General features: G+C 41.3%; 11 protein-coding genes. 1 reads left to right on the top strand and 10 read right to left on the bottom strand.

What is annotated here, in order from left to right; translation table 11 throughout:
• Positions 1 to 26 precede the first annotated feature (26 nt).
• From H8B17_RS12385 to H8B17_RS12345, 9 genes are read right to left on the bottom strand one after another with little or no spacing between them, the layout of a single operon-like run.
• Positions 27 to 1,601, bottom strand: coding sequence for a RagB/SusD family nutrient uptake outer membrane protein (locus H8B17_RS12385; RefSeq protein WP_223816544.1), 1,575 nt, complete (start codon positions 1,599 to 1,601; stop codon positions 27 to 29).
• A 32-nt stretch (positions 1,602 to 1,633) separates the two neighbouring features.
• Complete coding sequence (locus H8B17_RS12380; protein WP_190309544.1) at positions 1,634 to 4,750, bottom strand: SusC/RagA family TonB-linked outer membrane protein; 3,117 nt, start codon at positions 4,748 to 4,750, stop codon at positions 1,634 to 1,636.
• Positions 4,751 to 4,801: 51 nt separating this feature from the next.
• On the bottom strand, positions 4,802 to 6,196 hold the full coding sequence (locus tag H8B17_RS12375; RefSeq protein WP_190309543.1) for an Ig-like domain-containing protein: 1,395 nt from the start codon (positions 6,194 to 6,196) through the stop codon (positions 4,802 to 4,804).
• Between the two features lie 21 nt (positions 6,197 to 6,217).
• Complete coding sequence (locus H8B17_RS12370; protein WP_190309542.1) at positions 6,218 to 7,096, bottom strand: glycerophosphodiester phosphodiesterase family protein; 879 nt, start codon at positions 7,094 to 7,096, stop codon at positions 6,218 to 6,220.
• Between the two features lie 33 nt (positions 7,097 to 7,129).
• On the bottom strand, positions 7,130 to 7,726 hold the full coding sequence (locus H8B17_RS12365; protein WP_190309541.1) for a histidine phosphatase family protein: 597 nt from the start codon (positions 7,724 to 7,726) through the stop codon (positions 7,130 to 7,132).
• A 2-nt stretch (positions 7,727 to 7,728) separates the two neighbouring features.
• Positions 7,729 to 9,162: an FGGY-family carbohydrate kinase gene (locus H8B17_RS12360; protein WP_190309540.1), complete on the bottom strand. Its 1,434-nt coding sequence runs from the start codon at positions 9,160 to 9,162 to the stop codon at positions 7,729 to 7,731.
• A 1-nt stretch (position 9,163) separates the two neighbouring features.
• The gene (locus H8B17_RS12355; RefSeq protein WP_190309539.1) at positions 9,164 to 10,612 is read right to left on the bottom strand and encodes an FGGY-family carbohydrate kinase; all 1,449 of its coding nucleotides are present in this window, start codon (positions 10,610 to 10,612) and stop codon (positions 9,164 to 9,166) included.
• 2 nt (positions 10,613 to 10,614) lie between these two features.
• Positions 10,615 to 11,628, bottom strand: coding sequence for an NAD(P)-dependent oxidoreductase (locus tag H8B17_RS12350; RefSeq protein WP_223816543.1), 1,014 nt, complete (start codon positions 11,626 to 11,628; stop codon positions 10,615 to 10,617).
• 22 nt (positions 11,629 to 11,650) lie between these two features.
• Positions 11,651 to 12,913 (bottom strand): MFS transporter, encoded by a 1,263-nt coding sequence (locus H8B17_RS12345; RefSeq protein ID WP_190309538.1) that lies wholly within the window; start codon positions 12,911 to 12,913, stop codon positions 11,651 to 11,653.
• Between the two features lie 209 nt (positions 12,914 to 13,122).
• Between H8B17_RS12345 and H8B17_RS12340 the strand changes: the two genes are divergently transcribed.
• Positions 13,123 to 13,893, top strand: coding sequence for a DeoR/GlpR family DNA-binding transcription regulator (locus tag H8B17_RS12340; protein ID WP_317171028.1), 771 nt, complete (start codon positions 13,123 to 13,125; stop codon positions 13,891 to 13,893).
• A 45-nt stretch (positions 13,894 to 13,938) separates the two neighbouring features.
• On the opposite strand, the gene H8B17_RS12335 is transcribed toward H8B17_RS12340, so the two are convergent.
• Positions 13,939 to 16,659 (bottom strand): carboxypeptidase-like regulatory domain-containing protein, encoded by a 2,721-nt coding sequence (locus tag H8B17_RS12335; protein WP_190309537.1) that lies wholly within the window; start codon positions 16,657 to 16,659, stop codon positions 13,939 to 13,941.
• Positions 16,660 to 16,678: the final 19 nt, after the last annotated feature.

The following is a 16,678-nucleotide window of genomic DNA, read 5'->3' as shown; positions in this document are numbered from 1 at the left end:
AATAAAAATACATATACTGTATCTCATTAATAATTCGGATTTTGTCCCAAAATAGGATTCAAATCCCGCTCTACATCGGTAATGGGCCACCAGTAATCCCGTTGTGGGTTAAAGCTTCGTTGCTCGATTATTTTATTATCCCATGTATAAACGCCCGTATTCATAACCGTCTCCGCAATCTTCCAACGCCTTACATCATTATAGTAATACCCTTCTCCTGCAAATTCAATACGTCGCTCTCGTTGAATAATCCCCCTTACTTCCTCTTGATTCAACCCTCTTGGTATATCAGGCATATCGACACGACGACGAACAGCATCAATCGCGTTGTATACAGATTCATCCGGACCAGAAAATTCATTTTTTGCTTCAGCATACATTAATAAAACATCGGCATACCGTAGGACAATATAATTAGTATAGGATTGTCCCGCCTTCAAATCAGCTAAGGCATCGTCTGGCTTATCTTCCGTATAAATACCATATTTTTTTAATCCAAACCCCGTGATTGCGAAACGCGTATTTGAAACTATTTCTCCCATATAACGAGAACCTGGATATACTATAGTAGCTTCTAACCGAGGATCTCGATTGGCATAAGGATTATTAGGGTCATATCCTGATGCCGGGTCTAATATTGGCAATCCGTTTTTCATTTCATATGCATTTACGAGACTCAGTGTAGGCGCATTCGTATTATACTGTCTATTAATAAGGTCAAAAGAATTTCCCAGAAATGGGAAAATAAACTGCACGTCAAAAATTACCTCCTCATTATTTTCGTTATCCGGTAAAAAGAGGCCACGATAATCGCGATAAAGACCATACCCGGTTTCATTAGCCATATCGATTACCTCTGCTGCTGCATCAGCCGCATTTTTCCATTTCTGCTGATCGTTTGTCGGATTAAACAACGGACTTGCTTCAAATAACAGGACCTTCGCCTTTAAAGCTTTTGCCGCTCCTTTTGTTGCTCTTCCGATATCATTGGATCCATAATGAAGAGGAAGAATAGCTGCTGCACGGTCCAAATCTTCCCGTATCTGTCGAATCACTGTTTCCATGGGATCCCTTGGCAAATTTGATTGGGTTGCTGGGTTTGGGGGATCCAATATTAACGGAACATCTCCCCAATAGGCTGTCAAATTAAAGTAAAACAATGCACGTAGAAATAACGCTTCACCTATCATACGTTGTTTTACACTTTCCTCCATAGGCACTTCTTCAATTCGTTGAATTAGCGTATTACAGCGACCAATTCCACCATAGGCATGAGACCATCGTCCTGCAATAATTCCGCCGGTACTTCCAGATTGAAGTCCGACAGCTATGGAATTCCAAGAACTGGTGTTACTGTTGTTATACGCGTTTGGTGACGCTGTCTCTTCAAATAAAGGTGTAGCATCACCTCCATACAAACCTGATGTTCGTAATGCAGCATAACAGGACGTTAAATAGCGGTCGGCAGAGCTCTCCGTCACCCAAAAGTTTCCCTCCGTATATCGATCTTTCGGCTGAAAATCTAACATACTATCACTACATCCTCCTCCTACAAAAAGAAGTAAAATGGAGAGCAAAAAAGATAAATATATATTTTTCATAACTTTCATTGTTTATATCATTTACAGACTACCTAAAAGGTGAAATTTAGGCCCATACTCAACGTTCTTAACATTGGATAATGGCTCAGACCAACAGCATTATACATCGATTCTGGATCGCCCAATTTAAACGGTGTAAATGTCAACCAATTTTCTGCATTAACGTATACGCTTAACGCGTTTATCTTCACTTTGGAAAGAATCCTTTCGGGAATAGCATAACGCAATTGCAATGTTTTTAATCGGAGATAGGAGGCGTCTTTCAGTAAGAAAGTAGAAAATCTAAAATTATCGCTATAATTTGCTTCCGTCAGAATGGGCAACGATGCGTTAGGTCGCTCGGGTGTCCAACTGTCATTTATCCAATCCCAGGTAAGGTTAGCTCCATTATTCAAGGGTGTCGCCGGTCTATTTAATGGCGCTGTTTTTATTCCCGAAACGCCCTGAAACTGTGCCATTAATGTAACGCCTTTATAATCGAGGTTAAAACCAAAAGAATAGTTGTATTTTGGCATTATAGAAGAATAGTTCTGAATCACGCGGTCATCTCCATTTATGATACCATCTTTATTTACATCTTCATATTTTAGATATCCTGCTCTGGTATCGCCACTCTGAAATGCACTTTGTTCCACTTCTTCGTCACTTTGGAATATTCCTTCCACATTCAATACATAGAATGCATTAATCGGATAGCCTTCCTTCGTTATCGTAGGCAAGTTGGTGTCATGTCCATATATAATCTCCCCTTTTAAGTCCACCACCTTATTTTTATTATAGGAAACATTTCCAAATACGCTATACCCCAAGCCGTTCTCCAGGACATCCCGATACCCTAAGCTGAGTTCAACCCCTGCATTACTTACAGTACCCACATTTTGCTGTGGTCCAGATAGATTACCGACTTGAGAAGGAAGGCTAACCCTCCTCAATATTCCACTGGTTAGCCGCTTATAGACGTCTGCGGTGAAACTAAGTTTATTATTAAAAATCAACAAATCTAGTCCCGCATTATAATTTGTTGTGGTTTCCCAAGAAATCGTTGGGTCGTTTGCAGCTGTTGCGGCGGCCCCGGAAGTCAGCACACCGTTTCTTCCACCAAAACTGTAATCGTGTCCCAATGTTACCATATTTTGATAACTATATAACGGTACGGCCTGATTACCCACCTGTCCTACCGAGGCTCTTAATTTCAATTGGTCAACAAAATTTATATTTTCAAAAAATGGCTCTTGATCTATTTTCCATCCAGCCGATACTCCGGGGAAAAAACCCCACCGGTATCCGGGTGCAAAACGAGAAGATCCATCATATCTAAATATCCCTTCCAATAAATACCGATTCTTAAAATTATAATTGACCCTACCAAAATAAGAGATAATGGCTTCCTGCGTCGTTCTGCCGGTGATTTCAGCAAGCACTGTCCCCGCATTAAGATCGGTTAAAATATCGTCAGCGTATCCTTGCATTTGTGCGCCGGTGGCAATATCCTCATAGTAATCATATTGCGAGCCTAGCATTGCGCCAATATCATGGTCCCCAAAGGTCTTCTTATAGTCTAACGTATTGTATATATGCACGTTGGTTTGATTATCATCATAACTATACGATCTAGGCGCAGTTGCTGGACTGTTATAGTTCTGACGTTCCCCTGTTTTGGCATCGAGTTTATACATGACCGGAACAAACCGCTCCAACAATCCGTCATATTTATCGGCTCCGAACTTTACTGTATAGGACAAACCAAAAGGTAACTCATATTTTGCCTGAAGTGTAGTCAAATATCTTACTACACGTTTTTCTTGTGAACCTTCATGGGCAAGCATACGGGGATGTTCCCAGTTATTTCTACCCGGAATACGAAGGAAAGGATATCCATAGTTCCCATCTGCCAAAAGATCATTTTGAAGCGGCAAAGCACGATTTACCAAACTCATAAATTCCCCGATACCATAGGCGGGTTCCGTATAATTCCGAAAATATCCATGCATAGACAGATCAACAGTCAATCGCTCTGTTACCTTCGCGGATGTATTCAATCCTAATGAATACCTTTTTTCCTGATTTCCAGGACCAAAAATAACTCCATCCCTGTCTAGGTATCCAACCGAAAATCTGTAGTTGTATTTCTCAGAGCTCCCCGATGCGCTCAAATCATGTTTGTTCATGATACCATTTTTAAACGCAATATCATACCAGTTATTCGCCGGATAAGTATAAGGATCCAGCGTCATCCCCAACTGATACCCACCTATATCTTGTTCTGAAAATGTTTGGCTTGCCTTGCCCTCATTAAACTCTGCTTGGTTCAATGCCTTCATATAGACAATAGGATCCCATACCAAATCCAACATCATCGTAGCCTGCTGGATACCGTGATAATACCCATAATCTATTTTTGATTTACCCTTACCTCTTTTGGTCGTAATTAGAATCACGCCATTAGCCGCTTTCGAGCCGTATATGGCTGCGGATGCATCTTTCAAAACAGAAATGCTGGCGATATCATTCGGGTTAACTTCGTCCATTGGATATTCGATACCGTCCACTAGGACCAATGGATTGTTATTATTTAATGTTCCTATACCACGTATCCGAATCATAGCTCGGTCAACTCCAGGCTGGCTTGTATTCAGATTTACATAAAGTCCAGATGTTCCATACAAAGCGTTACTCACATTGGTTAAGGGTCTCCCTTCATTGTCCTCCATATTGATTGTCGCGATTGACCCTGTAATGTTCTCCTGTTTTTCGGTACCATACCCTACAACGACGACTTGGTCTAATTCTGTCGAAGACGATGTCAATTGGATGTCTACTATATTACGGTTGTCAATCGCAATCTGTTGTTGCCTGAATCCAACGTACGTAAATACCAAAACGGCATTCTGCGGAACGTCATCTAATCGGTAATTTCCCCCCGCATCAGTCGTCACCTCCTTTGAAGCCCCTTGAACAGAGACCGTTACTCCGGAAATTGGACGACCTGTTTCATCTGTTACTTTGCCTCGAATATCGCCGTCTTGATATATAGAAGATACCGTGGCGTTAGTCAGACTATGACGAGCCGATAAATGTCCGCCAGCCAAGCAAAAACAGAACATCAATAGTAGTGCTCTTTTTTTAGTTAGATCTGTTATTGTATTCATAACTTATGCTTTATTTAATAAAGTAATTTTAGGTGTAAAAAGAGGTGTATTTCACTCACGTGCTCCATCATATTTAAAGATATTTGCTCTTCGGTAATTTTCAGTTTCTTGGTAGGAGGCAAATCCTAGATATAACTGATTGCCTCTTATTTTTATTCCCTCTGCTTCCATATATCCACTACTATTGGTGACACCTGTTTGCATCAATCTATTTATATCAGATAGCGCTGCCACCCTGGTGCGTGGGTATACGATGTTTCCTTGAAGATCGAAAACAGTTACATACGCCTGAGATTGACCAACAGAACCGCTAGTTTCTGTCCAATTTCCTTCAAAAAAATAAACGTGACGACTTCCGTCTATATCGTACCCTTGGAAAGGAAAGGAATTAACATCAACAGCTTTGTTACTGCCAGCCGGAACAGAAAAACTACCCAAAGGAGTTAGCTCACTTAAGTCTCGTCCGTTAACCGTTCTGGAAATAATCTGTTCTACACCGCCCACTTCCTCTCCCCCGACTTTAACAGAAAATGTAAAATTCTTTGGATTCAATGATTCCGCTTCACTCAATTTATAAGTATAAAAATGTCTTTCGCCTCCTTGCGTAGCGTTAATACACAGCAAATCGCTTTTCCTATCCACCGCGGCTTGGATTCTAAGTAAACCATTATTCAGAAAGTAGGACTCACCCGCATAACCATTATGTATTTGTCCTGATCGATAGGGTATGCGTGAAACGGATTGCTCATCCCAATATTCTCCCGAAGCGTACTTAGTCGCATTACTGCCCACCCAGACATACAGTTCGCCGTTGTCGTCTTCCTCAATCGCAATATTGCCCCCATGGCCAAAATATTTCAACGTCATGTAATCTGTTTTCCCTGTCAGGTTAGGTTGACTTTTGATGATATAGACCTCATGTGCTTTGGTTCGGCCTGGCTCAAATCCTCCTGCAACACCAATCTGACTGTAATAGATATTTCCAGATTTATCAAAATCAAAAGATTGCATCACACGAAAAGGAGCAATCAATGGCACGTCGATACTATACGCCATCGGATCTGAAAAAGGTTGAGACAAAGATTTTGGGTTTAATGGGCGATCATAATTTGTATCTTTTACCTCTACTTCGCACAGCGCTTCTACAGATTGATAAATTGCTTTTATTGATGCTCTTCCCGGTCCAACGGCATTCACCTCTCCAGCATTCGTGACGATTGCAACCTGTTCATCGGACGATGTCCACGTTAAACTCAGTGAGGAGACTTTCGTCTCTCCTGTTGAAAACTTAATGAGATATTTCTCTCCCGTATTCATCTTGGTGCTGTTTTCCCCGAATGTTAGATCAAGAACATCTTTTCCAACTTCTTGACTTGGCTTATTACAAGAATGAAAGGGCAGCAAAACCATAACGGTTAAGACATACGCTATTATAATTTTTTTCATAACAATGCTGTATAAATAATTTTAGTTTATCGCCTCACTCACCTCAATAGGTAAATCGGACTCTAATATCGTGGCACCATCAGCAAATACAGCGCGATATTTCTTTGCCCGCTCCTCTTTGGTTGGCAACTTATCATACGTTGGCGCAGTCGATATCATGCACATCACGCCTTTGGATTTAAAGAAATCATACATCGCTTGGTTGACTACTTTTATTTCAGGTCCGATGTAAACAATCATCCGGTCATAGGGTAATCCAGACGCTTTAAACTCCTCCAGGGCGTTTTTATCTTTTATGTGCATGGATAGGTATTGGTTGGGATTTTTGTCCAGGTAAAACCTCGCCTGTTCGACATTATGTACCGTAACCCATACCCATTTATAAGCATTATGCTTCCGGATTATTTCACCTGTTACCTCCAAAGGCAGGTCTTTTTTATCTAGGTTAAGGATGGTCTTTCCTTTCGCCCACTTAATCATTTCGTCTAACGTGTTGATACGATATTTAGTGGGATTACCCTGATGGTCTTTCAACCGTAATTTTTTAAGTTCTTTCCAAGTATAATCAGCAACTTTCCCTGTCCCGGTCGTCGTGCGGTCTAAGGTTGCATCATGCACCATAACCGGCACACCGTCTTTGGACAAACGTGGATCGATCTCAAAAATAGCGGGCGTATGTTTCAACACCTCTTTCATCGCCACAATGGAATTTTCAGGAAGCCCTTCCTCCATTGTCCCACGATGCCCGCTAATAATCTTTTTACCGGGCGCATATGCAAAGTATGCGTACATCTCCTCCAAATTGTTAAAATTTAGTTTATGAAGCTTTTGTGCCGTCACAGAGGCGACGGTTAACATGCCTGCGCAACAAAATGCAATAGCGTGTAGAATTGTTTTCATCTGTATAAATTTGTAATGGATAAATCTATTTATTTAGGCATTTAACTTTAGCAATTGACAACCTCGATGATGCGTTAAGGTGAGTAACGTAAGCGCTGAATTCTCTTGAACCAGTCGTCTGTAGTTTTTTAATGGCATCCCCAATTGACTTGCTAAAAACAGTCGGTTCACCCCGTTATGTCCAACAACCAAAATGGTTTTGCCACTATATCTCGCTATCAAATCGTCATAGAAGGATTGCAGTCTAGAGATCACCTGCATAGCGGTTTCTCCAGTTCTTCCCGCTGGAAAACGTTCGGGCGCCGCTAGCCAATTGTCCCAAGATTCGGGATCTTTTGCCTGAAATTCTTCCGGACGCATCCCTTCCCATTCCCCAAAATCAACCTCTATCAAACGATCGTCTAGCAATACTTTTTTAACACCACCGGAAGCAATCTCGGCTGTTTTTTTAGCTCTTTGCAACGGGGAAGAATAAATTGCATCAAAGTCGTATGCTTCTAGCAACTCATACATTCTTTTTGCCTGAGAAACCCCCTTTTCAGTGAGTTCGACATCTGTCCGTCCACAATACCTATTGCCATCGGCGTTAAATGACGTTTCACCATGTCTAAGCAAACAAATTGTAACCATTTTTATAAATAATTAAGTGCCTTGAGTTTTTCTTTGAATTGTTGATATTGTGCTTCATATTTAGCCCTCAATTTTATCTCGGGAAAAATCGCTTTTTCGATTGCGGTCATATATGAAGCAGCTTCTGTGACAGATGAGTAATAGGTTTTAGAAGCGGCCATAATTGCAGCACCTAATGCACCGCTTGCAGCTTTACATTTATAGATAGGCACGTTCAATACCGCTGCCCTTATCTTTAACCACACCTCGCTATTGCTGCCCCCCCCCGCGGTATACACCGCAGCAATTTTTTCGCCGGAGAGTTCTTCAATACTTTCATAGGCAAGCCGTTCTATACATGCTACGCCTTCCAGATTCGCAGCATATAATTCGGATTTCGATATTTGTTCCGGCACAATCGCTCGTGCTTGTGGTGCCGATAACGGATAGCGCTCGCCTTCCTGAAGTAAGGGCCAAGCGATCTTACCCGTAGGTATTAGTTTCTCCGCCGCTTGGTTCCATTGTAATATGTCCGATGAAAAATCAATGGTAATCCAATCTGCACCCGTATTGCTTGCTCCGCCCGGCATCCAATACCCTTCGGGGTGTCGATGGCTATATAACCGGCCCAAAGGGTCGATTACTTGATTTCGTGTTACACCTTTAATGACCAACGTAGTGCCGATAGTCGTATTCCAATCACCCGGTTTAACCGCACCAGATGCCACCTGGCTTGCGCAACCGTCTGTCATCCCGACGACCACTTCTATTTCTTTTAGTCCCCAGCGGATAGCTAAATCTTCCTGTAACTGTCCAACCACCGTACCCGACGGAACCACTATTTGCAGCCATTCTTTTTTCAATCCCAGTTCATCAATTATATACGTCGGCCATTTTAAATCAGCTACATCATAACCCGATTTCAATGCATTCGTATAATCCGTTGTGTTATACACACTAGATAATTTGCCTACTATATAATCCGATGCGTGAACCCACAGGGCAATACCGTCTCTCTGTTGGGGATAATTTTCCATAAACCAAAGCATTTTACTGATACCGCTAGAGGCATTAAATCCGGTATAACCGTCTTTCACGTGTCGTAAGGCTGTTTTCTGAATACGTTTTCCTTGTTCAGCAGACCGTCCATCGCTATACATAATAGCATGATGAAGCGGCTGGTTATATACGTCCAAAGGGATAACCGTACCAGACGTCGAAGTAACGGATACAGCTTGTATAGCTGATTTATCAAAATCTGCCGCTAATCCATTCAATATCTCATCAAGAAGCTCTACACAAGCATTCCACCATACAGCGGGCGACTGCTCTTCTCGTGCGCGATTATCTAACACAAAAGAACGAGACGCAGAAGCTATTGATATTCCCCGCTGATCAACAAGAATGACCCTTGCCCCCTGTGTTCCAATATCTATTCCTATAAAGTATATTCGCATATTAGGATAAGAGTTGTTTAAAGGTTTTACGGGCATTCTTCCACTCTAGATATAGCTGTTCAAATTGTTCATGGCTTTCCGGAAATGTTTCATCCAGCAACACGGGTGTTGTATTATTTATTCCGAGGGCATTATTACAGACGAAAACACCACCCAAAACAGATGCCTGCCGATAAGTTTCTCGAATTCGAATGCTTTTGCCAAGTAAGTTCGCCAAAAACTGTCGTAGCTTTCTACTTTCTATCCCACCGCCACATGCCCAAATATAGCTTTCCTTATGTTGCGAAACATCACACAGAAATTTGTAGTTCTCATAAATAGAACAGGCAATATCCCATAAAATAGAAAACACGAAACTCCCACGTGTAAGCTGGTGTGAGACCGGCGCATTAAAAATAAATCCGCCCTTCGTCAGTGGTTCATCTTCATCAGCAATCAACGACCCCAAAGACGCTACACACTGGGAATAACTCGTGTTGTCCAATTCCCGTTCGATGACATCATAACCTTCATTCGGATAAAAGATCTCTTTTAAACGTTGATAGTTCAAGCCCGTAACACCGGCATTAGCTTCCAAAATAAAATGTGATTCGTCAATGTGCCTACTTGTCCACGTACGTTGGTTGCTATCTTTAACATACTGTGCAACCATTTTAATAATTGGTGTAGTCGTCCCCGAGACGATAACAACATCATTTGTTGATGGCTCCATGCTGCGTATGGCCAACTGCGTATCTCCACCACCTACTACAACAGCAGCTTCTGTCGAGATGTGCAGTACCTGAGCGACGTCCGAAAGTACTTTACCCAATACCGTTCCGGATTGTTTCAATGTCGGGAAAATACCATCGGGAATATCAAACAACCTAATGAGTTCTGTAGACCACTTTTTCTGCTCAACATCATACAACAATGTTTCGGACGCCTGTGAATGTTCGTAACTAGTAATGCCTGAAAACTTAAACTGTATCCAATCACTAATGCTCATAAAACAGGTCATCTTTTCAAACAAATCAGGATATATATTACGAAGACCTATCAATTTATATACGGAAAATAGGGATGTCGGATAACGTCCTGAAAGTTGGTAAACCAGATCCTTTTGGGTCAGCTCTTTCTCCCACTTGCGACCGCGATGATCAATATTGGGCATACCCAAAAGGGACAATCCCTCACTGTCGACCACAACAATTCCCTCGCGCTGACTGGTGGCTGTAACGGCTTTAATAAAGACTTCTCCTGCATCCGACAACGCCTCTGCTGCCAATTTTAATATCTGCTGCCACAACACGTCCGGATTAAAATAAATAGATTCCTCATAATTAGCATCAGCATGGTACTGTACGTTTTCTCTTTTTATAGCCAGTATGTCGCCTGCTGGCGTTGCTACACCCACCCTGGCATTACCCGTACCAATATCGACGATTAAATACGCTTCTTTTTCTACCATAATCAGTTTGTTGTTTGTTTTTCCAAAACCGCTTTATTTACAAGTTGTTTGATAGTTTTATCACCCTCATGAAAAAATGCCCGCAAGTTGTTGTTCATAATAAAAGCGTGGTGATCTTCCACCTCATAGGTCGCTCCCGCAATATGTGGCGTTGCCAATACATTTTTGTGGTGAATCATCTTGTAATCTATCTCATCGGGAGGCTCATGGTAAAATACATCCAATACAGCTCCACGAATCTGTCCCGTTTCCAACGACGCCAAGAGGTCTTCCCGATTTACTACAGTAGCACGAGCGGTATTCACAAAAATGGCATCTTTCTTTAATAAGGAAAGATATTTTTTATCTATCATACCTTTCGTTTCCGTGGTAACCGGCAAATGAATCCCTACTATATCACATACAGAAAACAACTCTTCTAATTCGACCTTTTTATACGTTGGATTGGGATCCTCATAATAAGGATCATAATACAAAATCTCCGTTGGAAAGCTCGACAACATCCGTGCTGTATATTGCCCTACTGCTCCAAATCCTACCATTCCGACTTTTTTCCCTGCTAACTCATTTCCTTTAAATTGGAGATAGGAAGTATGTGCCCCTTCTCCCCAGTTCTTGCCTTCCAACCAATGAATAGCAGGCATTGTATTCCGAATAAGCGTAATCACATTCGCAATAAACATTTCTGCTACCGCTTGTGCATTTCTTGCCGGTGTATGGAAAACCGGAATTCCCAACTCGGTAGCAACAGTTAAATCAATATTGGATGGTGTACCTCGACAGATACCCACAAATTTTAAATGCGGGTTTGCACGCAAAACATCTGCTGTAATCTCGTCGTGCTCGGATATTAACGCGTCCGCTTTTGTTTCTGCTAATAAAACTTTTAATTCCGTTGGATTATATGCCCGCCCGTGAGGCTTCCATGACCTATAGATGATTTCATCAAATAACCCCTCTAATTCTCGAAGCGCTTTCTCATTCTCATAAGGCGCAGTCAGTAATACTTTCATCATTATATGCTCGTGTTTAATCTTGTTATTCTGATACTATTTCCTTTGCTTCTTTCCATTCAGCGGCCTTAGCCTTATCTATAGTGATAAACTTGGTTAAGATAGCGCTCAACAAATAAAGCCCCGCCAATACCCAGACGACACCTGCACTACCAATCATACCGATCAGAATACCAACCAGTGCAGGTCCAACAAATACAGGGAGTCCTGCTCCTAAATTCAAAATAGCCATAGCTGCGCCTTTGTCTTCCTTCACCAATGAAGGCACCAAAGCCGATAGAGGTACATATCCAGCTAACAACGCACCCCATGCTACACCTGCTGCCATAACCGCCCAATAGCTTCCGTCAAACCATACCGGTGCATAGTAGAACAAAACAGTAGTGATCGCACACCCCACACCGCCAAACCACATAATAGTGTTTTGCCAACCCATCCGATCACCAACAAAGCCAAAAATCAAATTGAAGATGATGTTACTTGTGAAAATCGTTCCCCATATTTGCAGCCATTCTTTTGTTGTAAAGCCATGTTCTGCCATATACAAAGGAAGAAATACAGGAAAAGCAAACTGTGCTGTTGTATTGATCACACGCACAATCCCACCCAGTAATACCTTAGGTTCCTTTTTTACAATGGTAAGTCCATTGGCCAATTCTCTCCATTTCGATCCTTGGGAAGCCTTTGTTTCGAATTTGTCTTTATTGAGTACTAACGCGAAAAATGCACCTACTAAAACCCAGAATATCGAACTCCATAACGTGTTTTCATAGCCTAGACGCCCTATTGCCCAACTGGAATAATAAGCCCCAAGTACATTCAATCCTCCCGTGAAAACAAACCAAAACCAGCCAACTGCTCTTCCCAACATATGTTGTGGAGTACGGTACGTAACCCATACCATAAATGAATAGGCAAAGAGTGGATATCCAAAACCACGGATAGCATAGAAAAACAACATCGCTCCATAATCCAGTTTTGCCATCCCGATACCGACAAACCCGAGGGTTCCAATAATATAAAGGAGTAAGCCCATAAGCATCGCTTTACGCGGCCCATAACTCTCCGCCATAACGCCCGAAAACCAGGATGAAATAGCTATCGTAATACCATATACGGTAAAGAGCGAAGCGGACTGTTGAATGTTCATTCCGTGTTCGATAAGATAAGGGCTTAACCAACCTTGCTCTACCCCATCTCCCATCATGAAAATTAAAATACCCAGATAGCCCCACCCTAAATGGCTAGGCAGCCCTGCTTTGTTTAATAGATTTTGGTTCTGTGTCATCAAGAAAAGATTTATAACGGTATTCTTACATAAATACAACTCAAATATAACTAAATAAAAGATTATTAAACAAAATAAAAATGAAATAAAATATTTTTTAACTATATAATATTAAAAAATTAACATTATCTTTAATTTCACTTCAAAGTCTTACTTTTGATTTTAATAAGATTATGGGCAATGGAGCACTTTTTTAAATGAGCGTAACGATGGACATGAAAAATATTACAGATCGGCATGGATTTATCATAAACCATATCAATACACATGGTCGTGCCACCATTAATGAGTTGACGGAACTCACGGATGTTTCAGGTGTAACTATTCGTAAAGATTTAAAAGTTTTGGAAGAAAAAGGATTGCTTTACATTACTAGGGGAGGCGCCTCTATCAACAACCCTTACTCTAGCGATCGACCAATTCAAGAAAAAGCAACGATTAATGCAGACCAAAAGAATAATATCGCACGCGCTGCTGTTAAACTTATTGGTTCAAACGATTCGATCATCATCGGATCAGGGACAACGGCTTATTGCATAACACAGCACCTTCATCCCTCCACCCCCCTAACGGTTATAACGCCCGCGATAAAGGTGAGCTTAGAACTTTGTGATCGCCCGAATATCGAGGTGTTACAACTTGGCGGCGTCATTCGCAAAAATTCTTCTTCTGTCGCCGGCTTTTATGCAGAATACATACTGGAATCCCTATCAAGCGCGCTAATCTTCATTGGAGTAGATGGCATTGATTTAAACTTCGGTTTCTCTATCAGCAACCTCACTGAAGCGAATATTAACCAAAAAATGATCAACACCTCCCAGGTTGTCGTCATAGTGGCCGACAGCACAAAATTCGGAAAGCGGGGAATAGGTAAAATCTGCAATATCGAAGATGTGGATTACGTCATTACAGACAATAAAGTTCCCAAAGAATACGTGATTTTTTTGGAAGAGGCAGGAATACAAGTTATTATTGCATAAGCGGCAATGGAATCCCATTGCCGTCTTCTATTCATTCTAACAAAATTATTTCACATTATAATAATATACCGCTCGTCCAGCGTTACCTGTCTCATCTTGCCCCTCGACAACTACCTTATATCTACCGTTACCGTCACCATTGTAAAAATCTAACACAGCTTTCCCTTCGTCGTCTAAAACCACATCCGGATTCCAATAGATAGTTGTCCGGTAATCATTTGTATTTTTACTATCCGGCGTATCGTATTTTGGTGCGTAGAATTGTCTTTCTTTTACATAGCCGAGAGGCACCATATCAATTACATTTGTCTTCGGCAACATACTTTCAATTTCGGCCAGCGACATTCGAGGTTGCTTACTTTGATCTTTCTTTTTCGTCATAATCGAAACGACGCCATCGTTTTGATAAACCCTACTTACCGTTCCCAATTCATCTCGTAAAAAAATCTCAATGGCTTCAATGTCTGACGGAATAATAGAATTCAAAGCGGGTTCGTCAATCGGCATTCCATCTAAGAAAAACTGAACTGGTACTCGACTCCCTTGGTTATAATTTCTTGTAATATGGTATTTTAGCGTTTGATTGTCGTAAGTTATGCCCGTCAACATGGTTGTTAAACACATGGTCAACACATTACAACCTGAAAGACGTTCTCCTTCTATACGATGTTCCGGCATGGATAGCCCGGATAGCGACGAGAATTCTTTACTCGTAACCATTTTCCGTTGAACGCCTGTAACCTGGACTTCATCAATCAAAATCGAAGTTCTATATTCATTCTTACTATTATTTAAGTAAGCTTTCATTTCTTGATCAATATTTTGCACTTGATCGCTTGCATAAGGGTTTCCTTGGTCTATTCCAGGGAAATACGTTTGATCCATGTTAATGACCAAATTTCTAAAGTTATCGTTACCCCGTGCATTTATAGTTACTTTGGAAGAATCGGGAAACACCAAGTTCTCAAACGCAAATCTTCCTTGATTATCTGTATAAGCATCCTTCCGTATATTTCTCGATGGAATGGACAACAACAGCCCTCCATTAGGTTGAGGACGTCCCGTATTCAATCGTAATATTCCCGAAAGCGTAATCCCCTGTTCGGGCATAAACTGGACTTGAGGAAATTTTTCGGCAATTAAATCATCATACGAAAATCTTCGGAACCCCTGCGTCATTAACAACGCATTTAAGACGTCCTTTCTATTTTTATTTTCTTCATTAAAATAATAATTCGGTTGTTCCACATAACCCTTAAGATCAGAGGTCAATAAATAATTGCTCAAAATTCCCAACTCCTGATCATCGTTATAGGGTGTTTTAATGTCGTCAATCACCGAAACGGAATAATTACTTTTTAATGAGTCCGTAACGGGTACATGCAGCGTCAATTTCACTCCCTCTTTCTTGGCATATGCTGCTTTATCTGTTTTCACATCGATATTCAACAAGGGTTGAGACTGATTGAACACCAGACGTTCACTCAGCAGTTTTCCGTCCGGCTGCATAATCGATAGTTGCACGATACCGTTTGGAAGCTTATCCTTGGGCAGGTTAATCAATACAGAGGAATTTTTTAATGTCGCCTGTGCAGCATACACCAAATGCCCATTCGATTGGCCTAAAACATAAAATGGCTGATTGGCCATTTTTTGGTAAAAACCATCATTTGCTACCAATCCCATCTGCAAAGAAGTATCATCTTCGCTATGCAGGATGACGTTGATCCCTTCTGCCTTAACTTCAGGTAGATCATATGTCCGTTGTTCTCCATTTTCGAAAGACACCGTCGCCTTGTAACTTTCACCCGCCACGGGCATAAAATCAATTGCTCCCATACCAAATTGAATATCACTAAAAGACGCAACTTCTTTCTTTTTACTATCGATGATCTTACCTTGAATTTTCAAGCCCCTACCTGTAGAACTTACGGCCTTAAATGCCAGTTTTTTCATCACGCCAGCCAAGAGGTCACCACCTTCCGGAAAAAACTGTACATCGGCATCCCATAATGCATGTCGTAACGAATAGCTCCCCACCAAATCTGGTTCTAGTTTGTCTCCGTCCACCGTCACATTAAGCCTCCCCTTTTTCAAATACTCTTTGTCTTTTATCGTGAGATTAATAGTCACACGCCCCATATCGTCTGTCTCACCTTTTCCTTTACTAAACGGGTCCCAGCCATCAATAGCTTCCCATGTAAGTTTTCGGCGTCCTAATAAGTTACCCTCTCTGTTTCTAAATTGGATAGTGGCCTTTGTCTTATTGCTACCATCTGGTGTATATATAATTTCAGCCCCTAACTTTTTATTAATGGCGTCTCCAATCGGTACAATCTTATTGTAGAAATAACTATTATCAAAGTTCGCCATCCATTTTGTATACGCCCGAAAACGATAATTATCCTGGCCGATGAATTGCGGATCCAAGACCAACTGTCCTTTTCCACTATTGCCACTAAGCGGGATGCGCAACGTCTGGATCAAGGAGTCTTTGCTAGTTAACATCTCTACGTAAACAATCTTGCTGGGGCTATATTCAAACAAATTATGCTGTAGATACGTTTTGAACCACAACGTGTCTCCTACAGCATAGTACGGCTTATCAAAATGTAAATGCACTTTCTCCACAGGGTAAACACCAAAGTATTTTTGTACTCGCTCCACTACCGTGTTGATAGGTATAGCGGGTAGCTGTTGGGCAACCCCCATTCTCCATTCAAGTATAGAAAAAATAACAAATAAGAAAATAAAAAGCTTCTTCATTAATATACAGTTTTTTCGC

It is taken from the genome of Sphingobacterium arenae (genome assembly GCF_014692505.1).
GTDB lineage: Bacteria > Bacteroidota > Bacteroidia > Sphingobacteriales > Sphingobacteriaceae > Sphingobacterium > Sphingobacterium arenae.
Note: the sequence above shows the minus strand (reverse complement) of the source record. Positions and strands in the feature narration are given on the sequence as shown.

Coding starts and splice junctions, on each gene's coding strand:
- H8B17_RS12385 (WP_223816544.1), bottom strand. CDS start 1,601: ATGAAAAATATATATTTATCTTTTTTGCTCTCCATTTTACTTCTTTTT.
- H8B17_RS12380 (WP_190309544.1), bottom strand. CDS start 4,750: ATGAATACAATAACAGATCTAACTAAAAAAAGAGCACTACTATTGATG.
- H8B17_RS12375 (WP_190309543.1), bottom strand. CDS start 6,196: ATGAAAAAAATTATAATAGCGTATGTCTTAACCGTTATGGTTTTGCTG.
- H8B17_RS12370 (WP_190309542.1), bottom strand. CDS start 7,096: ATGAAAACAATTCTACACGCTATTGCATTTTGTTGCGCAGGCATGTTA.
- H8B17_RS12365 (WP_190309541.1), bottom strand. CDS start 7,726: ATGGTTACAATTTGTTTGCTTAGACATGGTGAAACGTCATTTAACGCC.
- H8B17_RS12360 (WP_190309540.1), bottom strand. CDS start 9,162: ATGCGAATATACTTTATAGGAATAGATATTGGAACACAGGGGGCAAGG.
- H8B17_RS12355 (WP_190309539.1), bottom strand. CDS start 10,612: ATGGTAGAAAAAGAAGCGTATTTAATCGTCGATATTGGTACGGGTAAT.
- H8B17_RS12350 (WP_223816543.1), bottom strand. CDS start 11,628: ATGATGAAAGTATTACTGACTGCGCCTTATGAGAATGAGAAAGCGCTT.
- H8B17_RS12345 (WP_190309538.1), bottom strand. CDS start 12,913: ATGACACAGAACCAAAATCTATTAAACAAAGCAGGGCTGCCTAGCCAT.
- H8B17_RS12340 (WP_317171028.1), top strand. CDS start 13,123: ATGGACATGAAAAATATTACAGATCGGCATGGATTTATCATAAACCAT.
- H8B17_RS12335 (WP_190309537.1), bottom strand. CDS start 16,659: ATGAAGAAGCTTTTTATTTTCTTATTTGTTATTTTTTCTATACTTGAA.